10 protein-coding genes and 1 pseudogene are annotated in these 10,986 nt (G+C 39.8%); all 11 read left to right on the top strand.

What is annotated here, in order from left to right; all coding sequences use genetic code 11:
- Positions 1–390, top strand: a pseudogene (locus HMPREF2853_RS09110) (cutinase family protein); the annotation flags it as partial.
- A gap of 89 nt (positions 391–479) precedes the next feature.
- Positions 480–872: a hypothetical protein gene (locus HMPREF2853_RS09115; RefSeq protein ID WP_070535977.1), complete on the top strand. Its 393-nt coding sequence runs from the start codon at positions 480–482 to the stop codon at positions 870–872.
- Positions 862–2,583: an Mbeg1-like protein gene (locus tag HMPREF2853_RS09120; protein WP_070535982.1), complete on the top strand. Its 1,722-nt coding sequence runs from the start codon at positions 862–864 to the stop codon at positions 2,581–2,583. The genes HMPREF2853_RS09115 and HMPREF2853_RS09120 overlap by 11 nt, the downstream gene beginning before the upstream one ends.
- A complete protein-coding gene (locus tag HMPREF2853_RS09125) occupies positions 2,564–2,878 on the top strand; it encodes a hypothetical protein (protein WP_000960730.1) in 315 nt (104 codons plus the stop codon). Before HMPREF2853_RS09120 ends, HMPREF2853_RS09125 begins: the two co-directional genes overlap by 20 nt.
- A gap of 13 nt (positions 2,879–2,891) precedes the next feature.
- Positions 2,892–3,200 carry a hypothetical protein gene (locus HMPREF2853_RS09130; RefSeq protein ID WP_070535986.1) on the top strand — a complete coding sequence of 103 codons (309 nt, stop codon included), beginning with the start codon at positions 2,892–2,894 and terminating at the stop codon, positions 3,198–3,200.
- A gap of 230 nt (positions 3,201–3,430) precedes the next feature.
- Complete coding sequence (locus HMPREF2853_RS09135) at positions 3,431–3,715, top strand: WXG100 family type VII secretion target (RefSeq protein WP_001173991.1); 285 nt, start codon at positions 3,431–3,433, stop codon at positions 3,713–3,715.
- A gap of 71 nt (positions 3,716–3,786) precedes the next feature.
- Positions 3,787–6,816: a type VII secretion protein EsaA gene (gene esaA / locus HMPREF2853_RS09140; RefSeq protein WP_070535991.1), complete on the top strand. Its 3,030-nt coding sequence runs from the start codon at positions 3,787–3,789 to the stop codon at positions 6,814–6,816.
- 11 nt (positions 6,817–6,827) lie between these two features.
- Positions 6,828–7,292: a type VII secretion protein EssA gene (gene essA, locus HMPREF2853_RS09145; protein WP_000720507.1), complete on the top strand. Its 465-nt coding sequence runs from the start codon at positions 6,828–6,830 to the stop codon at positions 7,290–7,292.
- A gap of 65 nt (positions 7,293–7,357) precedes the next feature.
- On the top strand, positions 7,358–7,597 hold the full coding sequence (locus HMPREF2853_RS09150) for an EsaB/YukD family protein (protein ID WP_000434883.1): 240 nt from the start codon (positions 7,358–7,360) through the stop codon (positions 7,595–7,597).
- Positions 7,598–8,869 (top strand): type VII secretion protein EssB, encoded by a 1,272-nt coding sequence (essB, locus tag HMPREF2853_RS09155; protein WP_070535995.1) that lies wholly within the window; start codon positions 7,598–7,600, stop codon positions 8,867–8,869.
- 21 nt (positions 8,870–8,890) lie between these two features.
- A partial coding sequence (essC, locus tag HMPREF2853_RS09160; protein WP_070535998.1) for a type VII secretion protein EssC occupies positions 8,891–10,986 on the top strand: 2,096 nt, incomplete at its 3' end.

Genomic DNA, 10,986 nt, shown 5'->3' on the forward strand with positions numbered 1-10,986 from the left:
GAAAATTGGAACGACTGGGTTGACAACGATGCTAAGTTCGCTCTCAATCATATCCATACGCCGCAAGCCAAGTTAGCGACAGTAGGAATGAAAACGAAGATTGCAGAGATGACTGAAAAAGCTCCGCAAGCTACGATGGACATCACAGGTCACTCCTTAGGGACCATTGTCTCTGCCCAAGGGGTAGCTGGCCTCAGTGATCAAGAACTGGAGAAAATCGGCAAAGTCGTCCTCTTTGACGGCCCGGACACGACAAAGAGTTTAAAGAAAATGGGACTCAGTGACGAGAAAATCAAAAAGATTAGCGAAAAAATCGAGTACTATGTCAATCCTTTTGATGTCGTGGGGATGCTTAATCGTGAGCATACCATTACCAAATTACCTGGGAATCTATAATGAACAACTATACTTATTAAAAGTATTTTTTTTTTACATTCATGATATAATAAACTTAGATTCCGCTATATAGGAGGAAAGAGATGAAAAAACGTACTTTGGTTTGGCTAGTTATAGCCCTTGTAGTATTTGGAGGCGGAGCATGGATGGCGAAAGAAACAAATCTATTTCTAAGCCCACGAGCCAAGCAGTTGGCTTATCTAAAGGAGCATGAAGAGGAGATTAAGGATTTTGTAAAATCTCAAAATGCAAAGATAGAATCTGTTCAGATTGATTGGGATGAAACAATGTGGGAAAAAGTTGGAAATGGAACTCCACAAGGTGGAGGGGAAGTTGTGAGTATATTTGGTGAATTTAATAATATAGAAGAGTCGGATTGGAGTGTCATGTTTGAAATTGAAAATGAAAAAGTAATTTTTGATTCTATGATATTAAGCGGTCCGTTACGTGTAGGAGGAAGAGGTTTTGACGAATAGTAATTTAAAAGATTTTGATAATTTCTATGCGAATTTAGCTCAGTCAGCCTATACTGGTAGACCAATAAAATTTCCTTATGAATCTCAGAGAGAAAAAAATAGGGCTTTGTTAAATTCAGGTCAATCACTCTATTTCGATTTCTCTCAAGATACTAAGATTTATAACAAGGATAAAAAAGAATGGGAAATCACTCCCGGCGGGAAACATCTTCCCCATAATGGTAAAGTCTACTTGCAGCCAGATCCTGATTTACATACTGTGGAAGATACGATAAAACTTCAAGTTGGTGATCCTGGAGGAGGGGTTCACCAAGAAGAGTATCCTATCAAACGCTATCAAAAAGGACTCTTAACTGATGAGAGAGCTGGTTTTAATGCCTACTACTTAACGGATACGCCAACCTTAACTAAAGATACCAAGAAAACCTATATGACCATCCGCGGAAGTGATGCTATCAGTATAGAGAATTTGAACGACTGGATTGACAACGATGCTCAGTTTGCGCTCAACCATATCCATACGCCGCAAGCCAAGTTAGCAACAGTAGGAATGAAAACGAAAATCGCTGAGATGCGCGAAAAGGCTCCAAATGCGACGATGGACATTGCAGCTCATTCCCTAGGAACCATTGTCTCTGCGCAAGGGGTAGCTGGCCTCAGTGATCAAGAATTGGAGAAAATCGGCAAAGTGGTTCTCTTTGACGGTCCAGACACGACAAAGAGCTTAAAGAAAATGGGCCTCAGTGATGAGAAAATCAAAAAGATTAGCGAAAAAATCGAGTACTATGTCAATCCTTTTGATGTCGTGGGGATGCTCAATCGTGAGCATACCATTACTAAATTACCTGGGGACTCCGATGAACCACTTAAGAAACCCGTCGGTAAAGTCAATGTCCTTGTCCCCCTTCATTATACCCAAATTACTGATCCGGAAAGCTCCCATGACTTTGGTGTTTTCCAATCGGATGGAAAGGGAAATTTATTGACTGCGTCTGAGGATTTTCACCCAGAATTGCTCAGGGCAGGTGAAAAGCTAGCTCGATTGATTGCGACATCTTTGGATTCTCTCAGGGCTTTAGGAGTCGATGAAAATGTAGCAGCTAATATTTTAAATTCCATTATGAGAGGTGAGTTTAAAATAAAGGCAGCTATTGGTTATGGCGTTTACGAGAATTTTACAACTGAATATAGTAAGATTGTCGAAGAAGCTCGTCAGGAATCTATAAAGTGGGATCGTGAAGCTATTCCTCGTTATCAGGAACAACTGAGAAATGGTAATCTTACAGGAGAAAAGAGAATTTTGGTCCGAGCTCAGTTGCTTCAGACAGCAGCCCAGTTGGCAAATTTTGACATGGAAGATAAAGTTAAATCTGTGAAAACCTTACTTTCAGATGCTAAGGAAGATATTCAAAATATGATAAAAGAAACAAGACAGACAGCGTTTGACATGGTTGGATATTTGTCAAGTTCAGAAGTTACAAATCTACTTTCTGGTTTTGACACAACAAGCTTTTGGGATGAAGGCGTTGCAAGTGACACGAAGACTGCAGCAACATCCTTCCTGACACAAATCGAGCAACTGGGGGAAAGCTTGGTTAAAGCTAGTGGTTCCTTTGAGACCATAGATACAGATAGTGCTGAAGATTTTAATAATCTATTGGCGGATGTAAAACAAACATGGAGGGGAAAAAATGTTAGTCCTAACGGATGAGGATACCTTAATTACAAGAGAGCAACTCGATAGAGGCTTCAAAGAAAGAATGAAGGAACAAGAACGCCAAGCAGTCAGAGCCTTGGTAACTGCAAAAGAGTTGTCAATCCTTGCTAAAGGAACTGAGTTAACTAAAAAGTTGCAGGAAGCAGCCGCAGATATGCAAGAGTATGCTTCTAAGACCTATGTAAACAATATTAAGGGAGGATTTGAGGGCAAGGCCGCTGATGCTGCTGAAACTTACTTGACCCAGACCATGCAAACCCCTACTTTACAGAGTCCGATCAAAAGCTAGGAGAAAACTGGTCATGGATAAAAAGGAACTTCAGAAACTAGAGGATGAGTATAATCGTAAATTACGAGACTTAGAACGCTTGGAGATGGATTTGGATGATGATTTCCACAAGTTTAGCAGGGAGACGGATCATCTCCTAGAGGCGCTTTCCTATGCATGTAGAGATAGTAGTTTTGCTGAAATTCAACCATATATCTTTGAGATAGAGAACAATTTGGATAACTATCATCAACTTTACAAGAGTCGTATAGAGAATGTGCTGGAAGCTCGCCATCAAGAGAATAAAAACTTTCATAGAAAGTTAGAAGAAAAGAACGTTTGACAAATATACCTTATAAAAGAAGGATGATATGAATTTGTTATAGTTTGTTATTATAGATAAAAAAAGAAGTAATTATACAAGAAAAGCAGATAATTTAATCCTTCTTACTAGTTTTTAGATGGAAATAGCTCTTATTTTTTTATAAATAGAATAAAAAATGAATTTTAAACTTGCAATTGAGGCAAATTATTGATATAATGAGGGAGTAAATTAATATAAAGGAGTTTCACATGGCTTTAATTCAATTAACAACAGAAGAATTGCGCACCTCTGCTCAAAAGTACACTCAAGGTTCTGAGGAAGTAAGACAAGTACTTCGTACATTGACTCAAGAGCAAAATACTATCCGAGACAACTGGAAAGGTGCTGCTTTTGAGAGCTTTGATCGCCAATTCACAGAATTGTCTCCAAAAATTGAGGAGTTTGCAACTTTGCTTGATGAAATCAATGCACAGTTGAACAAGGTTGCTGAAATTGTTGAACAAAACGACCAAGATCTTGCATCACAAATTTAATTTGTTATATAAGTGGCTTTAGGAGGGCGAGAGCCTTCCTATTTTTTATGACGGAGAAGATTTAAAGTAATATGAAGAAGAATAGAATTTTTAAATATATAGGAAGTAGTCTGCTGGCATTAGGATTGCTTGCATTGATTATTTTTTTGAATCTATCTGTTCAAAAAAATACAACGATTAGCAATGAAAATAATGCAAAGGCTAATCAGCAGACAAAATTAAATGTAGCTATCGTAAATGAAGATAAGCCTGTCTACGTAGATACAAAAGAATACAATCTAGGTGCTAGTTATGTAAAAAATATCGAGCGTGATAATTCACAAAATTGGTCTGTTGTCCCTCGTGGAGCAGCTGATTCTGGGTTAGAAAGTGGGAAATACCAACTCGTTTTAACAATTCCTAGTGACTTTTCTGAAAAAATACTCGATATTAACAGCATCAATGTTGATAAGACAACCATCAATTATAAGGTGAATGCGCAAGGAAATTTGCAAGTAGAAAATGATGCAAATAAACTAGCAAAAGACATTGTTGCTGATTTGAATGGTCAGTTAGTTGATATGTATATGGCTAGTATTTTGAACAATCTTTACACTGCACAAAAGAATGTCCAAGCTAGTTCACAGATACAAGCGACCAATATCGGAAACTATCGTACGAACTTATATGGGACAGCTATCAACACTAAAAATCTTTTCCCAACTCTCTATAGTATGTCGAGTTCTTCTGTTGACGCAAACACTGCTTTAAAGACAGGTTTGGAGGGCTACTCACAGATTTTTGGTCGTTTTGATGTTTCGCAGATTGCCTATGGTGAGAAGTTTGGAACTCTGCTTAAGAATAGAGTAGATGAGAAGAAAAATCATGCGGATGTTATCACTGGGCTCATCTCTCAGAGTCGGGAAGACGTTCAGGAACAAATTAAAACTTATAAGGAATTAATTAAAGCTCAAGGTAGTCTGACTTCTAATATAGACGGAACAGCAGCATCATCTGATGGTACGTCATCTGAAGTTGTACCTTCCTATAAAACAGTCGCAGAAAACATCAGCAAAGAGATTGCTAAATTACAGACCAATCTAACAGACGAAAGAACCAAGTTTGAAAATCATAAAAAGGATATTCATAACTTTATTGATGAGAAATTAGCCACTTACTATGGAACAAGTGAGAAGAGCAACATCACTCTTGATCAATTTTTGAATAAAGCTGCAAACAAGGACCTAGAGAAGGCTGAAGAATCTCTCAAAGAGCAGTTGGCTTCTGCAATCTCAGAATTACCAAAAGAAAACTTTAGTGGAAAAGAATTTAATGGTTTTGGTATGACACCGATCACAATTCCTTCTGTAGACTATACTGAATTAAAAACAATCAAAGAGCCTAGTGACGAAATCAATTCGACTGATTTGAAGAATTTGGAAGATCTGGCAATCACGAGTACGAGTGCTGTTGGACGAACAGGAACAAAGGCTAAGGTATCATGGAAAGCTGAATCAGGAGTGACAGTTCACTCAGTCACTTATGATGGTACACCAGTTGAGTTTGGTCAAGAAATTGATTTAAAGACGGGTGGGACTTTTAAAGTAGCCTATAGTGTTGCAGAGGCAGCTCCGACTCCAACTACAGGTTCAACCGGGACTCCAAGCCCAGCTCCAAAAGCAGAGCTAAAATCAATTAATATTTCCTTGAATGATGTTCAAGCAGCTAGTGCTCCAGTAGATGTGTTACGTGTTCAGCAAGCTGCAGTGTCTTATGGACAAAAGGTTCAGAAAATAGCTTCTGACTACCAAAAGGTACAAGCACTCACACAAGCATACAATACTGTCAAAGAGTTAAAAAATAGTAATGTGTCTAAAGCATTGTCAGATATTTGGTTTGAAGCTATTAGTTCAAATCTGAAGAAATATGAAGACAGCTTAACTACACCTGCTAGCGATACAGAAACTGATGGTACTAAAGGAAAAGTAGATAAAGCCTTGTCAGAACTGACTACTCTCAAGCCTGTTCTAGAACAAAATGTGAAGGATGTTTTGGCTACCAACCAAGAATTGACTACCAAAATCAAGGGACAGTTAGAGTTGTACGACCAGTTGGAAAAGAAACTAGATGATTTGGTTGAGAAGCAAAGGGGAGGCAATGCTACTTTTGAAGAGACTAATAATCAATTGGCTACCCTAAATTCGGATTATGCAGCTCTCTTGTCAGAAACTACGGGTGTGAAGGAATCTTCTCAAAGTAATGTCAAAGCTGCAGAGTCTGTGAATGAGACTTTAGGTAATTTCAATCGTGAATTGTCAAACGCTCAAACAAGTACTGAAAAGTTGTCACAAGATGCTGACTCCTTGATGACGCAGTTTAACGAAGAATTGACTAACAATGGAAACTTTGTAGAATCCTTTGTGAAGGTTCTGAATAATGCCTATCAAAATGGGGTGCCAAACGAAGTATTGTTGAACTTCTTATCCAATCCTGTTACCCAAAATGCTACTTCAGTGAAAGCGACTGTCAATGTTTACCGTCCATTTACATGGATTTTACTATTGGAGATTGTTAGCCTCTTTACAGCCTATCTGTTTGCAACTCAAAACGTTATTCGCAAAGTCAAAGATAAGTTCAAACTTGATAAGTTACATGATACAGACTTGATGACGGTAACCATCCTATCTGCTTTAAGTCTCGTTGTCGGATTGGTAGTTGGTGTTGTATCAAGTGTTCAGCTACAGGTTGGTCGTGAATATCAACCATCTTGGGTTCTATTAATTGTTTTAGCAGCATTTGTACTGATTCAAGGACAATATCTATTGCTTAAACATTTCCGAGTGATTGGTATGGGTCTCGCCTTCTTTATGATGATTAGCTTTGTCTACCTATCAAATGCTATTGGGACAACAGCAAGTCTAACTGGTTTCCCAGCATTTATCAAAAATCTCAATGCGTTATCGATATTAGAAGGTTTGCTCTCAGGATATTTTGATGGACATCCAGCAGCAATTATCGCTTTTGTTGCAACGATTGTTGTCATAGCTGTTTTACTTGTTATAAATGTTTTTATCAGAGAAAGTAGTTTGTGGTTTCAAGCAAGCCAAGCTGAGAAAGAATAGAAATTAGAAATATGAAGAAAATCATTCTTTTCCTTCTTACCTTAGTAACATGTGCAGCAGTCTCTGGGGCTGCTGCAGATGATTTGAAGGATAACAGTCTGCAGATTGATGATTCCCGACTTGAAAAGAAAGAGGGATTGAAATTTGGTCTACAGTCTGAACAAATCAAGGAGCTTTTTAATGAAGCGACTCAAAAGAGGTTGCAGGACATGCAACAGCATCAAGAGGAACAGTTGATCACAGAAAGGGGCCAACTGTTTTCTGCTATACAGAGACCAGTGAAAAAATCTTCTGAAGAACAGTTGTTTCAGCCCAATGCTCAAAAAACAATCAAGTTCCAAACAAATATAGGCCATGTAGAAAAAGGTGGTCTGAATGACTTTCTTCCAGAGATATTCTATGTGGTGTTGATTTTCTTGCTATTTGGAGCAACGGCAGTAATGAGTTATCGTGTGATGGTAGAAGGGATGGACTAGGTTTTTAACTAGTCTGTCTAAGTAACTTAGAAAAGGATAAACCAGACATAGGAGGCGTGTAAAAGGTGGAGCAACATATCAATATTACCCTACGTTTGAGAGAAAGAGATGTGGATATTCGCATTCCACGGCGAATTGAAGTGCGCCGGCTGGTGCGAGAAGTGGATACGATTTTTAATCCAGGTATCAAGCGAAAAAAATATCAATTAAGAATTGTCAATAAAGGTTTGTTGATTGATGAAGGGAAACATCTGTCTGATTATCCTATGACGACAGGAGATTTAGTAGAAATTGAGGAGATATAGGTGGCTGAAGAAAAATTTGAATTTGGTGGACAGTCGTTTGTCTATGAAAAAAATGAAACAAACTGGGAATTAACACTCAAACGTTCAGATGTTGCGAGTCAAGATTTACGGGAACTGTTACTATTGGATTTGCATCATCCATTCTTTTTGGAGCAATCGATGGTGTCTGATGAGGATAGTGTCACCTTCTCCTATCAAGTTGAAGCTCATGGACTGACTTATGAGGAAATAAAGGAACGTACCATTTCGGAAAGAATCCGTTTGGCCCTAAACGTTTTTCGTCTAGAGGGGGCTTTGGAGTTACCTGTGACTTTCCTTTTGCACCCAGTAAATCTCTTTATTACCAAGGATGCTCAGGCTAAGATTGCTTATCGTGGAATTCCTGGTCTGATGGTTCCTCAATCCATATCCTCAGAAGATTTTTTACGCCAGGCTAAATGTTTTACAGTAACACTATTTAGCGATTTGGATTTCATGGATCTTTATAATGGTTCCTTGGAATTAGAGACCTTGCCAGATTTCTTAAATGATCTATGTCAGGCAGGTGATATAGAGGCTGCAGTAGCTGTTTTGGAGAAGTACTACACGGAGAAGGCTGCGAAAGAACGGGCAGATTTGGTCTTGGTTCCAAGTAGACGCCATCGTGTCTTTAAACTGGCAACGATTTGGTTAACAGCCAGCGTTGTCTTGTTGATCGTTCCACTTATCTATCTGATTTTTGTGCAAAATCCTTTCAAAGAAAAGATGTTGCAGGCAGATACTGCCTTTATTAAAGTGGATTATAGTGGTGTTATTACAGAATTAGAGAGAATTGATCCAGCTAGCTTGCCGAATACGCAAAAGTATGAGTTGGCTTACTCTTATATTCAGGGATTGGAATTTTCTTCTGAACAAAAGAAAGTCATCTTGAACAACGTAACACTCAAGTCAGATGAGCTTTATTTGACTTACTGGATCCAGGTTGGGCGCAATCGCTTTGAAGAGGCTCTTGATATTGCGAAACGGATTAACGACAGTGACTTGATTCTCTATGCTTTGACTCAGGAAATCAAGCAGGTTCGAGAAGATGGTAACTTGTCAGGGAAAGACCGTGAAAGTAAGTTGAATACTTTGGAAAGCGAGTATAAGAAATACTGGGATAGTCGAAGTGAGCTACTAACGAGTGAATCAAGCTCCAATGCTTCTACAACTCCTAATCCGCAAGACAAGGCTTCTGAAAGCAAACCGTCATCTGAGAAGAAACCTGTTCCAAGTAGCTCCTCTAGCAATTAAAGTAGACCAAGGAGAGAAATTATGAAAAAACAAATCATTTTCTACAGCCAAGGTCTGCGTTATGAAGTAGAACTGGGTTCAGATAAGACGGTCTTGATCGGAGCGACTGAAAAGGCCCAAGTCTACCTTTCTCAACAGGAAAGATCGATTCAGCTCAAGGTCGATGGTGATGAGGTCTTTTATCAGTACGGCGATGAAGCAGGACTCTTGAAAGATGGTCTGCGTTTGGGTGAGGTCGTCTTTTATCTCCGAGAAGGGGAGCCAAGGGTTTATGACCTTTTGGATTTATCAGAGTTTCAGATTGGCTCTCAAAGAGGTGCGTTGATCACCCTAGATGGAGATGTTGAACTCTTACTCCAAAAATCCCAAAATCAATGGAAGCTAACTCGACTAAAAGGCGCATTTTATCGAAACAATCATCTGGAACAAATGGACCAGCAATTGATTGGTTTTGGAGATGAGTTGAGTCTAGGGGCGGTGACGATCAAGTTCTATCCTGATGAAGTATGGGTCCAGGGTCCTGCCCAAGTTGGGCCACAACTGACTCTGAGAGAACCATCTCGATATGGTTTTTATGAAGATTATCCAGATTATCATCGTTCTCCACGGATCATCTATCGTGGCAGCGAAGATAAAATCTTGATCAATCCCCCGGGCCAGGAACCGGTTAAGCCCAGTGATGAACTGTTAAAGCTGATCGTTCCTCCTTTGATGATGGTCGGAGTAACCGTCTTAATCACCTTAATTCAACCTCGAGGGATCTATATCCTTGCGACAGTAGGGATGTCCATAACCACAATGATTTTTTCTATCCGTGGTTTCATCAAAAATCGTAAAAAGTACAAGGCTGATAAGAAGGAACGGGTCGATCTCTATCGTCTTTACCTGAAAGATAAGGTCAAGGAATTGACTCGTCTGGAACGAGAACAAAAAGAAGGGATGCACTATCATTTTCCAACGATTTTAGAGTTGACGGACTTGGTTGAGAGTTACAATCACCGGATTTATGAAAAGACTCCCTTGCATTTTGACTTTTTATACTATCGTTTGGGACTCGGGAAAATGCCGACTAGCTATGACCTGAAATACGGTCAACAGGAGCGTAGCGGTAAGAAGGATGCTCTAGAAGAAGAGGGTTACGCTCTCTATAGTCGTCACAAAAAGATCCCAGATATGCCAATCCCGGCAAACCTCAGCCATGGACCGGTGGGTTATATTGGACCTAGAAATCTCGTTCTAGAACAACTGCAGCTTTTGGTGATGCAGCTAGCGACTTTCCATTCTTATCATGATGTGCAGTTTATTACGATCCTGCCTGAAGAGGAAAAAGAGCAATGGTCTTGGATGCGTTGGCTACCTCATGCTAAACTGCAAGAACTCAATGTCCGCGGTTTTGTCTACAATCAACGAACACGGGACCAAGTTCTGAATAGTTTGAATCAAATCTTGAAACTACGTCGTAGTCAAAAGGAAGAAGCATCCCACAAGGAGAGCACCCTCTTCCATCCTCATTACGTGGTTTTAGTGACCGATGAGAAGCTGATTTTGGATCATATCATCATGGAGTTCTTTACCGAAGATCCAACGGAATTAGGCTGTTCTCTCATCTTTGTAGAGGATGTCATGAGTTCCTTGTCTGAGAACATCCAGACAGTGATCAATATCAAGGACCGTAATACAGGTCAACTGGTCATGGAAGAAGGAGTCTTGAAAGAGACGGACTTCCGTTTGGATCATTTCCCAGCAGATTATGACAAGGAGCGGATCGCCCGTACCTTGGCTCCGCTCAATCACCTCCAAAACCTGAAGAGTTCGATCCCAGATTCTGTGACCTTTATGGAAATGTATGGGGCGGAGACCTTTGAGGATTTGCAGGTATCGAGCCGTTGGAAAAAGAACGCACCTTACAAGAGTTTGGCTGTGCCGATTGGTCTGCGTGGTCAGGATGACCTGGTTCAACTCAATCTGCATGAAAAAGCCCATGGACCTCATGGATTGATCGCAGGGACGACTGGTTCAGGAAAGTCAGAAACCATCCAATCCTATATCCTATCCCTCGCTGTTAACTTCCACCCTCATGATGTGGCTTTCTTGCTGATTGACTATAAGGGTGGTGG

The sequence above is a fragment of the Streptococcus sp. HMSC077F03 genome, from assembly GCF_001812375.1.
In the GTDB taxonomy this organism is placed as follows: domain Bacteria; phylum Bacillota; class Bacilli; order Lactobacillales; family Streptococcaceae; genus Streptococcus; species Streptococcus oralis_S.